We start from the raw sequence: 20,741 nt of genomic DNA on the forward strand, positions 1-20,741 counted from the left end.
TTTAAGTTGCTTTACGAAAAACAAATTTTCCTTGATTTGCCAAGATGACTTGCCCAGCTTCAGCAACTTTTTGACCTCTTAAATAAACCATTCGAGCCTGTCCTTGTGTTTCAAATCCTTCATACGGCGTATAGTCGACATTTTGTAACTGCGTTCTCGCAGCAATCACGCCGGTTGTTCTAGGATCCCAAACAACTAAATCGGCATCACTGCCTTCTTGCACCACACCTTTTTGTGGATACATCGAGAATTGTTTAGCAATATTTTCAGAAAGCAAAGCAACCATTTTTTCCAAGGTGATTCGGCCCTTCGCCACACCTTCCGTGTAAATTAATTCTGGTCTCGTTTCAACACCTGGCATCCCATTGGGAATTTTACTAAAATCATCTTTGCCAACTGTTTTTTGTCCGTGAAAATTAAAGCTGCAGTGATCTGTCGATATTGTATTGATTGCCCCCTCTTTAATCCCTTGCCACAAAGCCTGTTGATCCTCTCGTTTGCGTAGTGGCGGTGAGCAGACATATTTTGCTGCTTCAAAATTAGGCGCATCGTACAAGTGATCATCTAGTAAAAGATATTGAGGGCAAGTTTCTACATAAACTGATTGTCCTCTTTGACGAGCCCGTTCCACCGCTTCTAATGATCGTTTTGTGCTTAAATGCACAATGTTAACCGACAAATCAGCCATTTCCGCTATCATCAAATATCTTGCTACCGCTTCTGCTTCAACAGCCGCCGGTCTTGATAACGGATGATAGTGCGGGGTTAGCTTTCCTTGAGAAACATATGATTGGATTAATTCATCTACTAAATCACCATTTTCACAATGAACGCCTAACATTCCATTAACTTTTTTTATTTCCTTCATCGCTTCAAAAATTTCCGCATCTGTGGTCCGCAAATTATCATAAGCCATATACATTTTGAAGGAAGTAATACCTGCAGCAATCATTTCCTGAATTTCAGCAGCTATCGTTGGTTTCCATTCAATCATGGACATATGGTAAGTATAATCACATGAACTCTTGCCTTCAGCCAATTGATTCCAAGTAGCTAAACAGTCTTTCAATGAGCCGCCTTTATTAGGTGTAGCCATATCAATAACCGTAGTCGTACCTTTGGCCACCGCCGCTTGGCTTCCAGTGGTAAAGTTATCCGCCGTACTTAACGAACCTTTGCCATTATTTAATTCCAGATGCGTATGCGCATCAATAAAGCCTGGTAATACATAACACCCCGTAACATCCTCAATCTGAGAATTTTCTACTGGTAAATTTGCCCCCATCTCTACAATTTGCTCGCCGTCAATTCGAATATCCAATTGACGACGATTATATGCAGATACGACGGTTCCACCTTTGAGCAGAATAGACATTTATTTATCCCCCAGTCGTAAATTTCCTTTTATGCTTGCATACAATAAGCATATTCTTCAATCATAGTTACCATTAATGCGATTAAATCTTCTGGTACATCTAATCCTTGATCTGTTAATTGAATCGTTGACACCGTTCCCCATAGACGCAGTAAACAAATTTTATCCACAGGATTTTGAACATAGAAACCTGAATTAGTACTGTCATAAAAATCAGCTTCACTGTTAAATAAGGTAAATTTGTCTTTGTAAGGGGCACTTGCATAAGGGCAAAATGTTTCACAGTTGCCACATTCGTTACACATCCGATCAACATGAACAATTTGTGGTTTTCCTTCGACGTACACAACAATATTTGCTCGGTTTGGACAGACATCCATACAAGATTCACAAATTGTGGAGCATTCTAAGCAACGACTAGCTTGACTACAAGACATCTCGTCTGTCACAAGGATACCCCGTTTGTTTCTAACAAATGCGACATCACTATTTAAATTATCTTTTTCATAGTGATGATTGTGGACAAGACAAATATTATTGGCCGCTTTGGTTGCATCAGCGATTGCTTCAACAATTGTGGCTGGTCCTAAATTAGCGTCACCAATGACATAGACGCCTGGTATATTTGTTTCCAATGTTTCTTGATTTGAAACGACTTTCCCATAGTTGTCTGTGTGAATGCCTAATGCTTGGTAAAATTCTGTATCTACTTTTTCACCAACAGCGGCAATCACTGTATCAGCAGGAATATCAATCATTTCTCCTGTACCAATCGGACGACGGCGTCCAGAAGCATCTCGTTCACCTAGGACCATTTTTTCACAAGTTAATTGTTGATTTTCATGTTTAATTGGCGAAAGTAATTCTAAAAAGTCAACGCCATCTTCTAAGGCTAAATAAAGTTCTTCTTCATCTGCTGGCATATTGCGTTTATTCCGACGATAAACCACTGAGACTTTTTTAACACCAGGTAATGTTGTGGCTGCACGAGCACAGTCCATAGCTGTATTTCCGCCACCAACGACGACAATCTGTTCTCCGTAAGGATTAATCGTTGGATTTTCTCGGTTTGCTTTTAAAAATTCTAACGAGTTCAATGCCCGACCAGATTCTAAACGAAGGACCCCATGTTTCCATGCACCAATGGCATAAATAACATTCGTATAGCCTTGGTTTTTCAATTCCGCCAATGATGGCGCCTCTTGTCCTGTAAGGAATTCAGCTCCCATAAATTCCGCTAACTGAACGTCTTTTTGAACAGATTCCATAGAAATTCGAAATTCTGGTACAATCTGGCTACAAACGCCCCCAATTGTCTTGGATTTTTCAAACACAGTAACAGGCATGCCTTCACGTGCTAATAAATACCCAGCAGAGATCCCTGCAGGACCTCCACCCACAACAGCTGTTTTAGGTGCATTTTCTTTTGGCTGTGGCTTTTCTAGTGTCGTCAATAATTCATCATAAGCATGTTCAGCTGCTTCTAACTTCACTTCCCGAATATGAATAGATTCTTCATAAAATTGACGTGTACATTTAGTCATACAAGGATGTGCACAAATGGTTCCAGTAATAAAAGGCAATGGATTTTTATCGACAATTACTTGCAAGGCCTTTAAATAATTACCTTCACTTACATAACGAAGGTAAGCAGGAATATCCTGATTGATTGGACAACCACCGTCACTTCGACAAGGAGCAATATAACAATCTGTTAACGGAACTGTTTTTCTTAGTTTGGTACTTTCTGGTAATTTAATTGATTTTTGGTAACGCGCTTGTGTTTTAGCTTTCTCAACAACTTGGGCTAATTTATCCAAGTTGACATGAACCATCTGAGGATATTCTGCTGCGCTTAATACATTAGCAACTTGATTCATTCGTTGATAGCCACCAGGTTTCAATAGCGTCGTTGCCATAGTGATTGGCCAAATCCCAGCATCAAATATTTCTTTACTATTGAAAATATCTGCACCGCCAGAATAAGAAATTTGTAGTTTCCCATCAAATGCTTCTGATAATTTTTGTGCCAATGAAATACTAAGAGGAAATAGCGAACGTCCTGACATGTACATTTCATCACCAGGTAATTCATTTGCTGCAATCGTTACTGGGAAAGTGTTCGTAATTTTAACTCCGAAGCTTAGATTTTTACTATTAGCTAATAATTGCAGACGTTGTAACATCGGTACTGCTTCTTCAAATTGTAAATCTTCTTTAAAATGGTGATCGTCAAAAACCATATAATCAAACCCTAGCTCATCCATCGTTTGACGCGCATATTCATAACCTAACATGGTTGGATTACATTTAATAAAAGAATGGAGCCCTTTTTCACTTAATAAATAGGCCGCAATTCGTTCAATTTCGTCTGATGGACAACCGTGTAAAGTCGACAGCGTAATAGAATGACAGACTTTAGGACTAATTGCTTCGATATATAAGTCATCTACTTTTTTAAAATAAGATAGATATTTTTTGGCAGCTGCTTGGCATTCCGCCCAAATCGGCGTTCCTTCTGCGTTCTGCATTTCGTTAATATAACGATCAATTTTTGGTGATTGAATCCCTGCCAAATCATAGCCAACACTCATATTAAAAATGAAACCATTCGGGTCACCTAGCTCGAACTCTTTACTAAGTAACTTCAAAACGAACCATGCTTTGACGTATTCATCATAAGCTTGGGGAACGCGCAATTCTGTGGACCACTCAACGTTGTAACATTCATCTGCTGCTGCGATACATGGTTTACTCACAGGTAAATCTTCTCCATCCAGTATCTGGACTGTCTTAACTTCAAAAAAACGAGAACCTGTTAAATAGGCCGCAATAATATTTTGTGCTAATTGTGTATGAGGACCTGCTGCTGGACCACAAGGGGTTTCCATTTTTTCTCCAAATAACGAAATCGTTTTTGTAGGATCCGCATGATAAAATTTACGAATGCCAAAAATTGTGCCATCTTGTTGATACTCACTAAAAATCCAATTTAATAAAGCCTCAATTGAGATGGGATGCATAATATCACTCATTAACGTCACTCCTTTTATTTATAATGAAAGCTATTGATTTACTCGTTTCCAGAAAGATTGTGCTTGCGTTTGCGCATCATGCCAAACTTTCTCTTCATCAATTCCTTGAACTTCACGATTACGCATCCGAATTTCTCCATTAATCACCGTGTCAGTGACCATCCCACCATTCATGCCGAATAAAATGTGCATGTTATAATTCTCTTTTGTCATTGGTGTCGGGCCATGATAATCAACAATAATGACGTCTGCTGCTGCATTAGGTTCTAAAACGCCTAGCTTTGTTTTAAAATAGCGATTAGCCATTTGCGGATTATTATCAAACAGCATTGTGGGAATTTCTGCCCAAGCCGCATTTGGATCAGCTAAATGATGTTTGTGGATAACATTTCCTACCTTATAGGATTCCGTCACATCATTCGTATAACCATCTGTGCCAAGACCCATCAAAATACCATACTCATTAAACATGCGCATCGCAGGTGGGCAACCGACCGCATTCCCCATATTCGACTCTGGATTCGTGACCACCATTGTGTCTGTATCTCTTAGTAATTCCATCTCATGAGGTCCAATATGGATGCAATGGCCTGCCATTGTCTGTTTTCCTAAAATCCCTAAATCAAATAATCGGTTCACAATCGGCTTCCCATATTTTTTCAAAGAATCATGAACATCGGCTAAATCCTCTGCAATATGAATATGATAACCAATCCCATCTGGCGTATTGGCTGCACATAATTCTAAAGAAGCATCTGATAAAGTAAATGCTGCATGCATCCCCATCATCGCTTTTTGCATATCATCATTTCTTAAGGAACTGGCTTTAATAAAGGCGGCATTTTCTTGAACTGCTTCCCGCATTTTCTGCTCACCATCGCGATCAGAAACTTCATAACAAAGGCAGGTCCGAATCCCTAACTCGTCCGCTGCATTAGATAATTGGGTTAAACTCCCTGTAATTTCTCCGTAACTAGCATGATGATCAAAGACAGTTGTAACGCCGTTGCGAATACTATCTAAATAAGCAACCTTACCACTTTGATAAGTGTCTTCTAATGTCAAGGCACGATCAATTCGCCACCATTGATCTACCAAAATATCCATGAAATTTTTAGGATGATAATTCGTTAAACTTAACCCACGTGCAAAGGTACTATAAATATGATTGTGCATGTTAATAAAGCCTGGCATAATCACTCCACCTTTAGCATCAATAAATGTCGCTTCTGGATAAGCTTGTTTTAATTCTTCTGTTGTTCCGACTTGTTTCACAACTTGACCATCAATCGCCACACACCCATTTTCAAAAAAATGATTCTGCGCATCCCGAGTGATTAAACGCCCATTTCCAATTAATAACATGTATTCTCCTCCTATTTTCCAACCTATTCCCCACATTTAGCAAACGCTTACAAATCAATCGCTCAATCATTCACGAATATAGCTTGTCTAGCTTTTCTAATCTATATTTCCTACGAAAAGCATTTGAAGCGCTTGCATTTTTTTACTAACGAACTCATTAACTTGATTAAAGTATATCACCTTACCTTAAAAAAAACAATGCTACCTAAAAAATATTTTTTAGAATTTTGACAGCCGTTATCTTGTATTATTATTTTTATCATGCTATCATTATTTTTCAGAACAGGTAGTACGCGACATTAAAGGATTTAGCCCTGCCTATTCCATTTAAAAATATTATGTTAAATTTGACACAATCTTATAAAAACTGTTTGTGCCAGGCACATTAGAAAGGAGCTTATTTATGTTATCCGACGAAAAACTTACTTTTTTAACACAAATTGCTAAAGGTTTAGCTGGTCAATTTGGGGAAAACTGCGAAGTCGTTATCCACCAAATCAATGAAGACAATATTAACAACTCTATTGTTTCCATTGAAAATGGTCATGTCTCTTCTCGTCATCTGGGCGATGGACCTTCTCAAGTAGTCTTAGAAGCCTTAAAAAAAGACCCTAGTGAGTTGAATGATCATATTAACTATCTAACCCGTACCCATGATGGTCGTATTTTAAAATCTAGTACAATGTATTTTAAAGATGAGAATGGTCAACTCGATGGTATTTTTGCTATTAACTACGACATCACTACATTGATTGCTGCAGAGTCAAACTTAAAATCTTTGATTTCCACTGCAGAACCTGAAGAAGATAAAGACCCTGATTACATTCCTCAGGATGTTAATGAGTTGTTAGACGATTTAATTCATGAATCAGTCAAATTAGTTGGTAAGCCGGTCCCATTAATGACGAAGGACGATAAAATCAAGTGTATTCAATTTTTAAACAATAAAGGCGCCTTCTTAGTCACTAAATCTGGGGACAAAGTTTCTAACTTCTTCAATATTTCTAAATATACGCTATACAGTTATATTGATGCGAAATAAAAATGGAAATCGATGGACGATTTGTTGTTAAGACAAGTCGTCTATTCTCTTTTTTCCTTCACTATTCTACTTTTTCTAAAAGACTTTTTAAATAATAGTAAGAAAAAGTAAAAGGAATTAATTTTTTATTTTAGTTATGGTATGATAGATTGAGTTTAATTTAAAATAACGAAAAATTAAAGATATAGAAATTGGGGGACAACAAATGGGGATTCGAAGTCATTTAGCAATTGCTGCAGGAAAAACTTCGCAATGGGTTTTACAAACATTTTTTAAAGGCGGCAGTAGCTACCCAGGGAAATTAGCCCTAAAAATCGATCCTAAAATTTTAGATACATTGGCAAAAGACTATGAAATTGTCGTAGTCACTGGAACGAACGGCAAAACATTGACAACTGCTTTAACTGTTAACATTTTACGCCAAGAATTTGATGAGGTATTAACAAATCCAACGGGTGCTAACATGGAGCAAGGAATTGTCTCTACTTTTTTAAATGCCAAGGCGAAAAAAGGACAAAAGAAATTTGCGGTGTTAGAAATTGATGAAGCAAGTTTAAGCCGTGTCACTAAATATATTCAACCAAAATTATTTGTTTTTACGAATATTTTCCGCGACCAAATGGATCGCTATGGTGAAATTTATACGACGTATCGCTTAATTATGGAAGGCGCCGCTGCTGCTCCTGAAGCAACTATTTTGTGCAATGGTGATTCGCCAATTTTTAATTCAAAAGAAACTGTAAATCCTCGCAAATACTATGGATTTAATCATTTACCACCGAAAGAGCAATTGGCTCATTACAATACAGATGGGGTTTTATGTCCAAAATGTAATCATATTCTTCATTATAAAATGATTACGTATGCTAATTTAGGTGATTACTATTGCCCAAATTGTGGCTTCAAACGCCCTGAATTGGATGTGCAGTTAACGGAAATGGTCCGGATGGATAATACATCTGCTGATTTTGTGATTGATGGCGAAGAATACGGCATTGCTGTTGGTGGGATGTATAATGTTTATAATGCGCTAGCGGCCACAGCGGTAGCAGAATATTATCAGGTGGCACCAGATAAAATCCGAGCAGGTTTAGCTTATGATGAAAAAGTTTTTGGGCGTCAAGAAACCATTAAAGTTAGCGATAAAGAATGTACGTTAGTTTTAGTAAAAAATCCCGTTGGTTTAAATCAGGTCATTGATATGATGGGCTTAGCCCCTTACTCTTTCTCGCTGGTTTCATTATTAAATGCCAATTATGCAGATGGAATTGATGTCAGTTGGATTTGGGATGGTAATCATGAAGCCTTTGCTGATATGGACATTCCAAAAGTAATTGCTGGCGGTGATCGCCATGAAGATATGGCCTTGCGTTTAAAAGTTGCGGGTATTCCTGAAGAAAAATTACTAGAAATTGCTGATTTAGAGCAAGTAATTTCAGAAATTAAAACGTTGCCGACAGATCATGTCTATATTTTGGCAACCTATACTGCTGTTTTGCAATTAAGAAAATCATTAACAGCCCAAGGGTATATTCAAGGGGGAATGAATGGTGTCTAAAGAATTAGTCGTTTGTCATTTATATGGCAACTTATTAAATACTTACGGAGATAACGGAAATTTATTGATGCTTAAATATTTAACCGAAAAAATGGGCGTTACCTTCCGATCAGAAATTATTAGTATCTACGAACCGTTTGATCCCGAAAAATATGATTTAGTCTTTGTTGGTGGCGGTCAAGACTTTGAGCAACTGATCATCTCAGAAGACATTCAGAATAAAAAAGAAGCTTTGACTTCTTATATTGAAAATGACGGCGTCTTGTTAGCTATCTGTGGTGGTTATCAACTTCTAGGACATTACTATGTCGGCGCACAAGGCGAAAAAATTAAAGGAATCGGTGCATTAGATCATTACACTTTGAGCCAAGACAACAATCGTTTCATTGGTGATATCGAAATTTATAATGAAGAATTCGACGAAACGTATTATGGTTTTGAGAATCATAATGGCATGACTTTTTTAGGCGAAGGTGAACGACCTTTAGGAACAGTCAAACAAGGCAAAGGCAATAACGGTCAAGATAATGGCGAAGGCGTTGTCTATAAAAATGTGTTTGGCTCCTACTTCCACGGTCCAATCTTAGCACGCAACAAAAATCTAGGGATTCGGTTAATTCGGACCGCTTTAGAGAAAAAATATGGTGAACCGATCGCTATTCCTGAAACGCTTTATAAATAAAAGAAGAATCTAGTTCCTACATATAGGACTAGATTCTTTTTCATTTCTCCGACAACTATTTACATCTTTACAAAATATAGTAAGATAAAGAGGTGCATTTAAAATCGAGAATTTCTCGGACTGGTTCGGAAACTTCCCAGAATAAAAAACTAAGTATCTCTCAATACTAACTCAAGTCATAGCTTTTTTAACAAGAGTTATCATTTGCAGTTAACGAAAAAGGAGGATTGGAAAAAATGCAAAAAGTAATTATTGATTGTGATCCTGGAATTGATGACACGCTTGCTCTCTTGTATGCACTTGCTTCACCAGAGCTAGATGTCCAAGCGATTACAGTTGTTTGCGGAAACGTCCCTGTGGAGATTGGCGTGGAAAATGTTTTTAAATGTTTGGAAAAAGTTAATCGCTTAGATATTCCTGTCTACCAAGGGGCTGCTAGCCCTTTAAAACGGCCATTTGTTAGTGCACAAGATACACATGGCATGGATGGTTTAGGTGAAACATATTTCCCCAGAACTAGCAAAATTCAAGCACAAGCACTTTCCGCTGCTGACTATTTAGCACAAACCTTTCAACAAGCTACCGATTGCTCAATCATTGCCCTTGGTCCTTTAACAAATATTGCTTTGGCTTTAAAAAAAGAACCTCTTCTGGGGCGAAATCTTCAACGTTTTGTCTCAATGGGTGGTACCTTTAAAAGCCACGGCAATTGCTCTCCTGTTGCAGAATTTAATTATTGGTGTGATCCTGATGCAGCAGCTTGGGTTTTTGAGGAATTAGGTGCAAAAATCGAGATGGTCGGCTTAGATGTCACACGAGAAATTGTTTTTACACCAACAATTCTCAATTATTGTCAACGACTCAACCCCAAAATGGGGAATTACCTCGCTGAGATTACTCAATTTTATTTTGATTTTCATTGGAAATATGAACGTATTTTAGGGTGTGTTATCAACGATCCCTTAGCGGTTGCTTATTTTATTGATCCTACGCTCTGCCAAGGCTTTTCCAGTTACGGACAAATTGTTCCTGACGGCATTGCTATGGGGCAATCAATGATCGATCAATATCATTTCCAGCAGCAACCAGCTAATTGTCATGTCTTGACTACGGTTGATAGTCAACAGTTTTTCGTGAAGTTTCTATCCATTCTTTTAAATGTACAAATAGATGAGATCGAAAGAGATTTCAAAAATTTAAGGATGGGACAACCATGAAAAAAATAACACCACGAATCATTACAATTATCGCTTTTAGTGTTGCTTTAAATTACCTTGGCAGTACCATTGCGTTACTCCTTCGTTTACCAATTTATCTTGATAGTGCGGGAACTATTTTTACAGGTGCGTTATTAGGCCCACTCTTTGGCGCACTGACAGGTATTTTAACAAGTCTACTAACTGGATTGACAACGGATATCTTTTCTCTGTATTATTCACCTGTCCAACTCTGCACAGGAATTTTAGCAGGTTTGCTCCTTCATCAGCAGTTAAAAGTAACCAAATTACCATTTAAAACGTTGTGGTTAACGATACCAGGAACAGTGATTTCTTCCTTAATCACAGTTTGTTTATTTGGTGGAATTACTTCTGCTGGCTCTAGCATAATTGTCCAATTTTTATATGGTTTAGGCTTAAATCAGTTAGCAAGCGTCCTGTTGGTTCAATTGATAACAGATTACGGGGATCGTCTGCTATCAGTCATCATCGTCACAGCTGTTATCGCTGCCTTACCTAAACGTTCCTTTATAACAAAATAAACTGTTTTAATGCCAAAAAATGAGGAAATCATCTGTTGATGATCTCCTCATTTTTTTAGCGACTGCCAGGTTCTGAAGCTATAATCGTTAAATCACCTTCAAAACGCCAGCTCGGAATATCTGTTGGAAAGATAAAGCTATCGCCTTTTTTCAAATCAAAAGTAGCCACATCTGCTTTTGTAGCATCTTCTGTAATCAATCGACCCACACCTTCAATAACTGTTGCTAATGTATAAGGTGCTTGTTTTTTGACTTTTAGAATCCCACTGACACGCCACTCATAGACATTAAAGAAATCTGTTTTTACATAAGTAACAATGCTTGATTGTCCTTGATTTTCTTGTTGAATAGAGAGGTCAGGATCCTTCGCCGGAACGGTTGTCACATCAATGGATTGTTGAATATGCAATTCCCGGGTCTTTCCTTGATCATCTGTTCGATCATAATCATAAACCCGATACGTAGTATCACTGCTTTGTTGCGTTTCTAAAATTAAAATACCCGAGCCGATGGCATGAATAGTGCCGCTTGGTACATAATAAAAATCGCCTTTTTTCACTGGTACTTTTCTTAAAAGATCGTCCCAACGACCTTCTTCAATCATTTCTGCAAGTTCTTCTTTTGTTTTCGCGTGATGTCCATAAATGATTTCAGCGCCAGGTTCTGCATCAATAATGTACCAACATTCAGTTTTGCCTAGCTCGCCTTCATGTTTTTGGCCATATGCATCATCAGGATGAACTTGCACGGATAAATCATCTTCAGCATCTAAAATTTTCGTTAATAATGGAAAGACAGCGCCACCTGCATGGCCGAATAACTCTTGATGGTCTGCCCACAATTCATCTAATTTTTTTCCTTTAAATTCGCCATTTAAAACAGTACTAACGCCATGTGGATGTGCACTGATTGCCCAATCTTCACCAATTTTATCGCTCGGTAAATCGAAACCAAATAGCGTGTGTAGACGATTGCCGCCCCAAATTTTTTCTTGAAAAACAGGTTGTAAAAATAATGGTTCTTGCATTGACTGTGACCTCCCAAATTGAATTCGCTCTCATTATATCACTAAAAACTAGTCATTTCATCTGAAACTGATGATTTCTCTTTTAAATAGGTTGCCAACAACTGATCTCTTTCTTCGATATAAGTGTTCCGGTGGTCCTCTGGATGGACTCGATTAGATAAAAAGATAAACGCTGATTGTTGTTGCACATCAATTAGCAAAAAAGTGCCTGTATAGCCTGTATGGAATAATAATGGCCGTTGCGTAGCTACATCATATTTAAAATCCCAGCCTAGAGAACGTGGTTTATCTGCAGCTGGCACTTGGTTAACTAGTAACAAATCAATTGTCTCTTTTTTCAAGAATTGGTGATTGTGATAACTGCCTCGATTTAAATACATTCGAACAAATTTTGTTAAATCATAGACATTGCTAAACAAGCCAGCATTCCCTGCATGTTCCCGTAAAACAAATGCCTTAGGATCATGGGTTGTACCTCGAATCAACCCTCGTTGTTCATGTAATTCTGTTGGCACACAGTTTAAAGGATTCTTTGGTAGAAACGTACTTTCGTTCATCCCTAAAGGAAGCAATACTCGCTCAGATAAAATTTCTATCATTGATTGTTGGAACATTTCTTCTAACATAAAGCCTAATAAAATAGTCCCTGCATCTGTATAGACGACTTTTTTACCTATTGCTTTGCCTGCGTGAAATGAATGATTGTAGGCGTCTTTTAATTCTTGGGCATTCAGCTGATCACGATTAGGAATATAGCCTTGTAAATCTGCCGTATGTGTCAACAAATGCCGGATTGTAATATTAGAATCTTGAAAAGAGGGATAATAAGTTTGTAATGATTGATCTAGAATAATTTTTCCTTCTTCCACTAATTGCAAAATAACGGTGGTGGTGCCGACTACTTTGGTTAAAGAAGCCACATCAAACAGCATGGCCGAGGTTAATTGTTCTTTGGTGGGTTTTACTTGTGCCAGTCCCCAACAATTGCTCTCCTCTTTTTCACCTTCAATGAAACAAAAACTAGCCCCCGAAAAAACACCTTTTTTCATCATTTTTTGAATTTTCCACTTTGTTTTTTCGTACATTTTTTCACCTTCTATTTTTAATATTAAAGGAAAAGTCTAGAATAAGTTCCGAACAAAAGTAGCGTTAAACTTTTATTCCGACTTTATTCCAGACTTGCTAAAACAAGCTTATTTTGTCTGTCTAAGCGTTTATTTTAAGACAAACCACCATTCCAAGCCAATTGGATCAAACACAGTGACAATTGCTTTTTTCTGGTCAATAAAGAACTCTTGATTTTTTGCCGTTAATTGTTGCTCTATTGCTAAAATATGGTCTTGATCAGAGAGCTTAATGGTAAAGAAATCTAAACCTAAGTGTGGATCAGGTAATTGATCCACTTCACTTGTTTCAGGTTTTTGGAATCCAATAGTTGCTTTGCCATCTTCTAAAACAAATTGATCTTTTTCATTGCGTTTTAAACCCAGAACTTCCTCATAGTATGCTTTTATTTCTTTTTGATTGTTTGTTTTTAATTGCACATGCGCTAAATATGAGCCAGCGGCTAACCCTTGATGTGGCTCTAAGTCCTCACTGATAAGATCTTTAAGCACAATTGGTTGCTTTTCAGAAGTCGAATTTGCTGTTGCTTCATCGTGAAAAATCTCAAATTGATTGCCTTCAAGATCAGTAATGAACATGCTTTGACGTGTGCCAATTTGGAAACTTTCATCAATTGGGTAGTCTTGTTCAAGCACTCGTTGAGCAATTTGTAAAAATTCTTTTTCCGTAGGAACTTTAATTGAAAAATAAGCCATTTGTTTTTCTTCATTATGAAAATCTTCGGCTTTTCTAGTTTCTTCTAAAATTAATAATTGCGTTCCTGCTTCACGTGTACCCCAGATAGACAGGTTATTTTCTTCTGACTTTAAAACAAAACCCATTACTTTTTTATAAAAGTCGACCATTTCGCCAACTTTTTTCGCACGAATGGCAATTGTTTTTAATGTCGCAGCTTTTTCTAATTGAAATTCAGTCATTTTTTCTGTTACCTCCATTTTCTTCTCTCCCATTTTATACATCTCTTGCTATTTCATCAAGTAATATCCTGTTTTTCTCAAAAGAAAATAGAAATTTTTCAATTTCGCTAACTTTTTGTTAAAAAAATAAGGCTTCAGGAACCAGTCTTTACGACTATGGTTCCTGAAGCCTCATCATGAATTACTATTTTTTTGCTTCGCCTTTTAGGCTACTTCTTCTGAAAACTGACTGTTATATAAGTCAGCATAAAAACCGTTTTTCGCCATTAATTCATCGTGGGTTCCTGTTTCTACAATTGAACCTTCTGCCATAACGATAATCGTATCGGCATCACGGATAGTCGACAAGCGATGAGCGACTACAAAGCTGGTCCGATTTTCCAATAAACGATTCATTGCTGCTTGAATCAGTATTTCTGTTCGAGTGTCCACACTTGAGGTGGCTTCATCCAAAATTAAAACGTCTGGATTTGCTAAGAATGCTCGAGCAATTGTAATTAATTGTCGTTGACCTTGAGAAATATTGCTGGCTTCTTCATTTAGAATCGTTTGATAGCCTTCTGGTAATTTTCTGACAAAATCATCCACATGGGCTGCTTTCGCCGCACGGATCACTTCTTCTTCGCTCGCTTGGTCATTACCATAATGAATATTGTCATAGATACTTCCAGTGAACAACCAAGTATCTTGAAGAACCATTGAAAAGTGTGCTCGCAACTCTTCGCGAGATAAATCGCGCGTATCTACGCCATCATATTTGATGCTGCCGCTACTAATATCATAGAAGCGTTCCAATAAGTTAATTAGGGTTGTTTTCCCAGCACCTGTTGGGCCCACGATTGCGACCATTTCCCCAGGTTTAACATTTAAATTGAAATCTTTCATTAATAATTTCTCTGGTGAATAGCCAAAAGCAACATGTTCAAAAGAAACACGATAAGGACTATCTGTTTCCACTGGTACGCCAGAAGGTTCATCCACCATTTCTTCTTCATCTAATACTTCAAAGACACGTTCTGCCGAAGCCACCGTAGCTTGGATTGTATTCATTAAATTAGCGATTTGAGTAATCGGTTGTGAAAATTGATTGGTATATTGAAGAAATGCTTGGACATCCCCTAAATCCATCATACCATTCGCTACTTTTACGCCACCAAGGACTGCAACAAACACATAGCCTAGATTTTTGATAAAGTTCATTAAAGGCATAATGATCGCTGAAATAAATTGTGCTTTGCGACCAGCATGATATAATTTTTCATTTTCTTTTTCAAATACTTCTTGATCACTTTCTTCGTGGTTGAAACTTTTTACTACTACGTGACCACCGTAGGTTTCTTCGACTTGGTTATTCAATAATCCTAAGCTTTTTTGTTGAGCCGCAAAATGTTTTTGCGAGCGAGGCGCCACAACCATCACAACAATTAAACTTAATGGCACTGTTGCTAAGGCAATTAGTGTTAACTGCCAGCTAATGGTCAGCATCATCCAAAGTACACCCACAAATGTCACGATACTGGTAATTAATTGGGTTAAGTTTTGTTGTAAAGTACTCGCAATATTATCCATGTCGTTAATTGCCCGCGACATGATGTCCCCATTACTATGAGTATCATAATAGGAAATTGGAACTTTGTTCATTTTCGCTTCTAATTCTTGACGTAATTCATAAACTGTTCGCTGTGAAACACGTGTCATAATTACTTGCTGCAAGAAATTAAAGACAGCAGAAATAAGGTACATGGCAATAACAATTAATAAAATTTGACCGATTTTGTCAAAATCAATTGGAAAAGATGTTATTTTTAAGCCTTGTTTCATTTCAGCAGCGCCTTTCATGACGCCTTTAAAAATTTCAGTTGTTGCCTGTCCTAATACTTTTGGTGTTTGAATTTGGAAAACGACGGCTGCGATTGCTAACACTAAGACAGCAATAATTGACAGCATTCGTTTAGACATGTATCGAAATAAACGTTTCACTGTTTTCCAGAAATTTTTTGGTTTTGGCCCTTTTGCGCCAATGTTGCGTCCTGGTCCACCGCCCATTGGTCCGCCTTTTGGTCGACTACTCATGCAAGGTCCTCCTCTCTCAATTGAGAATGTACAATTTCTTGATACGTTTGGTTATTCGCTAATAACTCTTCATGCGTTCCTTTACCAACTAATTTTCCTTCGTCTAATACTAAAATTGTCGATGCTTCCATAACCGTACTTACACGTTGGGCCACTAAAACGACAATTGCATCCGTCATCTGCTCTTTTAAGGCTTTTCTTAAATTAGCATCTGTTTTGAAATCCAATGCAGAAAAGGAATCATCAAAAACATAGACATCTGCTGGTTTTACTAAAGCACGAGCAATAGCCAACCGCTGGCGTTGTCCGCCAGAAAAATTACCGCCGCCTTGTTCGACATGACTATCCAAACCTTCTGCCAATTCTGAAACAAACGCCTTCGCCTGCGCGATTTCTAAGGCTTGCCAAATTTCTTCATCGGTCGCATTTGGGGCGCCGTATTGCATATTTTCACGAATCGTTCCTGTAAATAAAACAGCCTTTTGCGGTACAAAGCCAATCATTTCTCGTAAATTATGCTGTGACGTATCTTTAATGTTTTTACCATTTAGCAAAATCTTGCCAGATTCAACATCATAAAAACGTGGTAAAAGATTAACCAGCGTTGTTTTCCCAGAACCTGTCCCACCAATAATTGCGACCGTCTCCCCAGATTTTGCTGAAAAATCTATATCTTCCAGTGCTAAGTTTTCAGCATGCTGGTAACGATAATTAACATGTTCAAACGCCAATGTTGCTTTGTCGCCTTTTAGAGAGAGTAGTTCTGGATTGGGTACATCTTTGATTTCTGAATCAGTATTTAGCACCTCATTAATCCGATCAGCAGAAGCTTGCGCCCGCGGTACCATGACAAAAATCATAGATAACATCATGAAACTCATCAGAATTTGCATGGCATAAGTCATAAAGGCAATTAAGTTCCCTACTTCTAGTTGCATTTCCGCAATATAATGACCGCCAAACCAAGTGATTGCAATATTGGTACCACTCATAATGAGTGTCATTAAAGGAATCATCAAAGCGACAATCGTATTCACTTTAATCGCCGTTTGTGTATAATCCTTATTGGCTTCATCAAAACGTTGTTCTTCATAGTTTGCTTTGCCAAAGGCCCGAATCACACGAACTCCTGTCAGTCCTTCACGAAAAACTAAATTTAAACGGTCGGTTTTCTTTTGCATGCTCTTAAATAACGGAACCGCTAAAAACATGATACCTCCCACTAAAACAGCCATAATTGGTAAAACATATAGAAAAATTTTCGTTAATTGTGGGTCCTTGTTATACGCCATAAAACTTGCACCAATTAACGTTAAAGGTGCGTTAATCATTAAACGTAAAAACATTTGCATAACCATTTGAATCTGATTGACATCATTGGTTGTTCGTGTAATTAGCGAAGCTGTCCCAAATTTGTCAAATTCATTATTAGAAAAATTTTCAACTTTTCGATAAATATCAGTCCGTAATTTTTTACCTAAACTTTGTGATTCTTTGGTGGCAAAAAAGGTATTTCCAATAGAAGCGACAATGCTAATCAAAGAAAAGCCTAACATGACAACTCCTGTACTCCAAATATAGTTAATATCTCCTTTAGCGACACCGTCATTAATGATATTAGATGTTAATGTGGGCAGATATAAATCTGCGATAATTTGCACGATCATAAATAAAACCGCTGCAAAGACCGACCATAACGACATCCGTTTGACTAGTTTAATCAACTAACTTCTCCTCCTTTTTGCTACTTATAAGCGCCATTTTTCAACCAATTTAATTTCATTTTTAATTGTTTGACTGCTTCAGTTGAATCATAGGCGGGATTTTCTCTTTGTTGACGATACCCGTCAACAATTGTTGAGAAAACGGCATGCATCGCCGTCTGCATGAACCATGTGAATTCTTTTGGCGTTTCAATGGTTAATTTCGAACGATCGATTATTTGATAAAGATGTTCTGCATAGGCAGCATGGCCTTTTCTTCCTCTATGCTTATGACAGTGCTGTTTCCTATTTTTTTCCTCTTCACCAGTCGCTAAATTATCTGTCACCCGACGTGAAGCACGATAGTCCATGTTGACAAATAAATTCCGATAGAAAGAAGCATTCTCTCCAGTTAGCACTTCGACAATCATTTTGGAGAAATAGACATCCATGGCTTCGATTAAATCGCCATCTTCCGCAATAATTTGTTTCTCTAAATCTCGTTCACTATTTTTTCTTAATGTCGCAAAGTAATAAAAATACAAATCTTCTTTGTTCTCAAAATATTGATAAAAGCTACCGCGCGGAATTCCCGCTAATTTAACAATATTTGCAATTGACGCTTCTTGTAAAGAATGGCGCGAAAATTCAATTTGCGCAGCATCTAATAAGCGTTGTTGCTTTTCTTCTGGCAAATGAAAAAACGTATTCGTAGGCATATTTGTGTTCCTCCCTTTTATGACACATTGTCATATGACACCATGTCATTATAGCACTCTCTATTCAGAATGCAAGTTTTTTACAAAAAAAATCAAGCACCTAGCAAGACAAAATTGATGTTAGATTCTGTCTCACCAGTTGCTTGATTAATAATAGTGTTTGATGCATTCTTGTAACAAGCCAGCGACCTCTTTTATAGGTCCATTGGCATCTATTCGTTGATAATTAGGATATTGTTCCAATTGGTTTTTGATAAGAATTTCTTGATCATAAAGGTTTAAACGTTCTTCAATAATTTTAGGATCAGATTCTCGTTGTTTTAAACGTTGATAAATATTTTCTTTTGAAACGTCAAAAAAAACTGGAATGACGGACTCGCCGAAACGCTCAAAGACCGCTTGAAAGCCTGGAAAAGTTAACGCATTATAGGCTGGATGCTCTTTCGTTGTTTCAACGATGGCATCTACACCGACACCGTAATAGTTTCCATGGTAAAAATCATACTCCACTAACTGATTGGTTTCAATCAAGGTTTGAAAACTTGCTTTTGTTTCAAAATAGTAATCCACACCATCCACTTCATCCAATCGTTTTTTCCTCGTAGTATGCGAGATAACTTTATAGTTTTTCGGAAAAACCTTACTTGTAATTGCGGTCTTGCCAGAACCACTCGGACCCATAATAACAAAAAATGGATGTTGTAATTGCTTAATCATTAGAAACGCTCCTCTCAGTTGTTTCTATTATAACGTATTGTGCACTATTTTGAAAAATTGACAAAAAAGAGCTTGGGCCAAAAATCACTTTAGATTTTTGGTCCAAGCTTAAAAATTAATAAACGGCGGGAACAGAAGCAACAACCTACTACGCTTATCTTGTTTTGTTTAATTACAATAACTAGTCTAAGTTTTGTCCATTAGTTTCAATAACTTGTTTGTACCAATTAAACGATTTTTTTTCATAACGGTTTTTAGTACCATTTCCTTCATCGTCTAAATCAACGTAAATAAACCCATACCGTTTACTCATTTCACCTGTGGAAGCACTGACTAAATCAATACAGCCCCACGGCGTATAGCCCATTAAATCGACGCCGTCTGCAACTGCTTCTGCCATTGCTTCAATATGACGACGTAAATAATCAATCCGATAGTCGTCTGCCACATAGAAATTTTCGTCTACTTTATCAATTGCACCTAAGCCGTTTTCCACAATAAATAAAGGTTTTTGATAACGATTATATAATTCATTTAGGGCAATTCGTAAGCCTTCGGGATCAATTTGCCAACCCCATTCACTTGCTTCTAAGAAGGGATTTTTAACGCCGCCTAAAAGATTCCCATTTGCTGTATCGTTGGTAGTACCAGTAACATCGACAGCAGTCGACATATAATAACTAAAGCCAATGTAATCCACTGGGTATTCTTTTAATAATTCTAAATCGCCTTCTTCAATAACTAAGTCTTTCACAGCATATTTTTGATACATGCGTTCTGCGTATGCTGGATATTCACCACGAACTTGAACATCTGTACAATAATAATTAAACTCTTGGTTTTCAATCATTGTAGCAACTTGATTGACTGGATTCGAATCAATGCCATACGTTGTTGCATAAATAATCATACATCCAATTTGTAATTCTGGATTTAATTCATGGCCAATTTTTACAGCTTTACTACTTGCAACAAATTGATTATGCCATGCTTGGAAAATGTTTTGATAATCATTGGCTCCATTGCTTTTCACCAATCCTTGACTAAGTGCTGGGAAATGGAACGCTGAATTAATTTCATTGAATGTCATCCAATAGTTAACTTTTTGGTGGTAACGTGTTAAAACAGTTTCCGCAAAACGTTCATAAAAGTCAACTAATTGGCGATTTTTCCACCCGCCGTATTCTTTCGCTAAATGCAGTGGCATTTCATAATGAGAAATCGTAATTACTGGTTCAATGTTATAGTTTAAGCATTCATCGATAACCGCATCATAAAATTTCAAGCCGGCTTCATTCGGTTGTGTTTCATCTCCTTGTGGAAAAATACGCGACCACGCAATTGAAAACCGATAACATTTGAAGCCCATTTTAGCAAACAACGCAATGTCCTCTTTAAAGCGATCATAGTGATCAATTCCTGTATGATTAGGGTAGCGATATTTCGTTTCGTCAATCGTCCAATCAAACGCTTCATCTCCTAAAATAGCGAAACGTTGTTTTCCTCCCGGCATCGCATCTGCCACAGATAACCCTTTACCATCGGCTAAGTAAGCCCCTTCTAATTGATTGGCTGCGGTCGCACCGCCCCATAAAAATCCTTTTGGAAATTTTGTCGTTGTTGTCATGCTTGTTCCTCCTCCAA

The 20,741-nt window shown here is 37.5% G+C and carries 16 protein-coding genes and 1 riboswitch; of the genes, 5 read left to right on the forward strand and 11 right to left on the reverse strand.

The window, feature by feature from the left end:
• Position 1: 1 nt before the first annotated feature.
• Genes hydA through ssnA form a run of 3 tightly spaced genes read right to left on the reverse strand, consistent with a single transcriptional unit; the run spans position 2 to position 5,775 of the window.
• On the reverse strand, positions 2-1,375 hold the full coding sequence (gene hydA, locus IGL13_RS09755) for a dihydropyrimidinase (protein WP_002365023.1): 1,374 nt from the start codon (positions 1,373-1,375) through the stop codon (positions 2-4).
• Positions 1,376-1,404: 29 nt separating this feature from the next.
• Positions 1,405-4,410 (reverse strand): putative selenate reductase subunit YgfK, encoded by a 3,006-nt coding sequence (gene ygfK / locus IGL13_RS09760; protein WP_002378594.1) that lies wholly within the window; start codon positions 4,408-4,410, stop codon positions 1,405-1,407.
• A 30-nt stretch (positions 4,411-4,440) separates the two neighbouring features.
• Positions 4,441-5,775 (reverse strand): putative aminohydrolase SsnA, encoded by a 1,335-nt coding sequence (ssnA, locus tag IGL13_RS09765; protein ID WP_002359625.1) that lies wholly within the window; start codon positions 5,773-5,775, stop codon positions 4,441-4,443.
• 403 nt (positions 5,776-6,178) lie between these two features.
• Here ssnA and IGL13_RS09770 point away from each other — a divergent pair, with 403 nt between their 5' ends.
• The 5 genes from IGL13_RS09770 to IGL13_RS09790 all read left to right on the forward strand — a co-directional run bounded on the left by IGL13_RS09770 (position 6,179) and on the right by IGL13_RS09790 (position 10,816).
• Positions 6,179-6,817 (forward strand): helix-turn-helix transcriptional regulator, encoded by a 639-nt coding sequence (locus tag IGL13_RS09770; protein ID WP_002381503.1) that lies wholly within the window; start codon positions 6,179-6,181, stop codon positions 6,815-6,817.
• 205 nt (positions 6,818-7,022) lie between these two features.
• Positions 7,023-8,375, forward strand: a complete 1,353-nt coding sequence (locus IGL13_RS09775) for a Mur ligase family protein (RefSeq protein WP_002378595.1) — start codon at positions 7,023-7,025, stop codon at positions 8,373-8,375.
• Entirely contained in the window at positions 8,365-9,057 is a 693-nt protein-coding gene (locus tag IGL13_RS09780; protein ID WP_002356583.1) for a type 1 glutamine amidotransferase, read from the forward strand. The genes IGL13_RS09775 and IGL13_RS09780 overlap by 11 nt, the downstream gene beginning before the upstream one ends.
• Before the next feature lie 114 nt (positions 9,058-9,171).
• A riboswitch (PreQ1 riboswitch) is annotated at positions 9,172-9,216 on the forward strand.
• Positions 9,217-9,293: 77 nt separating this feature from the next.
• Entirely contained in the window at positions 9,294-10,274 is a 981-nt protein-coding gene (locus IGL13_RS09785) for a nucleoside hydrolase (RefSeq protein ID WP_002372239.1), read from the forward strand.
• The gene (locus tag IGL13_RS09790; RefSeq protein ID WP_002359620.1) at positions 10,271-10,816 is read left to right on the forward strand and encodes an ECF transporter S component; all 546 of its coding nucleotides are present in this window, start codon (positions 10,271-10,273) and stop codon (positions 10,814-10,816) included. The genes IGL13_RS09785 and IGL13_RS09790 overlap by 4 nt, the downstream gene beginning before the upstream one ends.
• 55 nt (positions 10,817-10,871) lie before the next feature.
• On the opposite strand, the gene manA is transcribed toward IGL13_RS09790, so the two are convergent.
• The 8 genes from manA to IGL13_RS09830 all read right to left on the reverse strand — a co-directional run bounded on the left by manA (position 10,872) and on the right by IGL13_RS09830 (position 20,724).
• Complete coding sequence (manA, locus tag IGL13_RS09795) at positions 10,872-11,843, reverse strand: mannose-6-phosphate isomerase, class I (RefSeq protein WP_002359619.1); 972 nt, start codon at positions 11,841-11,843, stop codon at positions 10,872-10,874.
• Positions 11,844-11,884: 41 nt separating this feature from the next.
• The gene (locus tag IGL13_RS09800; protein WP_002401887.1) at positions 11,885-12,928 is read right to left on the reverse strand and encodes a serine hydrolase domain-containing protein; all 1,044 of its coding nucleotides are present in this window, start codon (positions 12,926-12,928) and stop codon (positions 11,885-11,887) included.
• Positions 12,929-13,057: 129 nt separating this feature from the next.
• Entirely contained in the window at positions 13,058-13,927 is an 870-nt protein-coding gene (locus tag IGL13_RS09805; protein WP_002356578.1) for a VOC family protein, read from the reverse strand.
• Between the two features lie 162 nt (positions 13,928-14,089).
• Positions 14,090-15,958, reverse strand: coding sequence for an ABC transporter ATP-binding protein (locus IGL13_RS09810; protein WP_002356577.1), 1,869 nt, complete (start codon positions 15,956-15,958; stop codon positions 14,090-14,092).
• The gene (locus IGL13_RS09815) at positions 15,955-17,682 is read right to left on the reverse strand and encodes an ABC transporter ATP-binding protein (protein ID WP_002356575.1); all 1,728 of its coding nucleotides are present in this window, start codon (positions 17,680-17,682) and stop codon (positions 15,955-15,957) included. Before IGL13_RS09815 ends, IGL13_RS09810 begins: the two co-directional genes overlap by 4 nt.
• 20 nt (positions 17,683-17,702) lie before the next feature.
• Positions 17,703-18,380: a TetR/AcrR family transcriptional regulator gene (locus tag IGL13_RS09820; RefSeq protein WP_002356574.1), complete on the reverse strand. Its 678-nt coding sequence runs from the start codon at positions 18,378-18,380 to the stop codon at positions 17,703-17,705.
• Positions 18,381-18,527: 147 nt separating this feature from the next.
• A complete protein-coding gene (locus IGL13_RS09825; protein WP_002384153.1) occupies positions 18,528-19,097 on the reverse strand; it encodes a guanylate kinase in 570 nt (189 codons plus the stop codon).
• Positions 19,098-19,278: 181 nt separating this feature from the next.
• The gene (locus tag IGL13_RS09830; RefSeq protein ID WP_002356572.1) at positions 19,279-20,724 is read right to left on the reverse strand and encodes a glycoside hydrolase family 1 protein; all 1,446 of its coding nucleotides are present in this window, start codon (positions 20,722-20,724) and stop codon (positions 19,279-19,281) included.
• Positions 20,725-20,741 lie beyond the last annotated feature (17 nt).

Origin of the sequence: Enterococcus sp. DIV1937, assembly GCF_050535975.1 — a bacterium.
GTDB lineage: Bacteria > Bacillota > Bacilli > Lactobacillales > Enterococcaceae > Enterococcus > Enterococcus faecalis.

Bases quoted from the DNA above. Each gene is read 5' to 3' on its own strand.
- hydA (WP_002365023.1), bottom strand. From the start codon at position 1,375: ATGTCTATTCTGCTCAAAGGTGGAACCGTCGTATCTGCATATAATCGT.
- ygfK (WP_002378594.1), bottom strand. From the start codon at position 4,410: ATGAGTGATATTATGCATCCCATCTCAATTGAGGCTTTATTAAATTGG.
- ssnA (WP_002359625.1), bottom strand. From the start codon at position 5,775: ATGTTATTAATTGGAAATGGGCGTTTAATCACTCGGGATGCGCAGAAT.
- IGL13_RS09770 (WP_002381503.1), top strand. From the start codon at position 6,179: ATGTTATCCGACGAAAAACTTACTTTTTTAACACAAATTGCTAAAGGT.
- IGL13_RS09775 (WP_002378595.1), top strand. From the start codon at position 7,023: ATGGGGATTCGAAGTCATTTAGCAATTGCTGCAGGAAAAACTTCGCAA.
- IGL13_RS09780 (WP_002356583.1), top strand. From the start codon at position 8,365: ATGGTGTCTAAAGAATTAGTCGTTTGTCATTTATATGGCAACTTATTA.
- IGL13_RS09785 (WP_002372239.1), top strand. From the start codon at position 9,294: ATGCAAAAAGTAATTATTGATTGTGATCCTGGAATTGATGACACGCTT.
- IGL13_RS09790 (WP_002359620.1), top strand. From the start codon at position 10,271: ATGAAAAAAATAACACCACGAATCATTACAATTATCGCTTTTAGTGTT.
- manA (WP_002359619.1), bottom strand. From the start codon at position 11,843: ATGCAAGAACCATTATTTTTACAACCTGTTTTTCAAGAAAAAATTTGG.
- IGL13_RS09800 (WP_002401887.1), bottom strand. From the start codon at position 12,928: ATGTACGAAAAAACAAAGTGGAAAATTCAAAAAATGATGAAAAAAGGT.
- IGL13_RS09805 (WP_002356578.1), bottom strand. From the start codon at position 13,927: ATGTATAAAATGGGAGAGAAGAAAATGGAGGTAACAGAAAAAATGACT.
- IGL13_RS09810 (WP_002356577.1), bottom strand. From the start codon at position 15,958: ATGAGTAGTCGACCAAAAGGCGGACCAATGGGCGGTGGACCAGGACGC.
- IGL13_RS09820 (WP_002356574.1), bottom strand. From the start codon at position 18,380: ATGCCTACGAATACGTTTTTTCATTTGCCAGAAGAAAAGCAACAACGC.
- IGL13_RS09825 (WP_002384153.1), bottom strand. From the start codon at position 19,097: ATGATTAAGCAATTACAACATCCATTTTTTGTTATTATGGGTCCGAGT.
- IGL13_RS09830 (WP_002356572.1), bottom strand. From the start codon at position 20,724: ATGACAACAACGACAAAATTTCCAAAAGGATTTTTATGGGGCGGTGCG.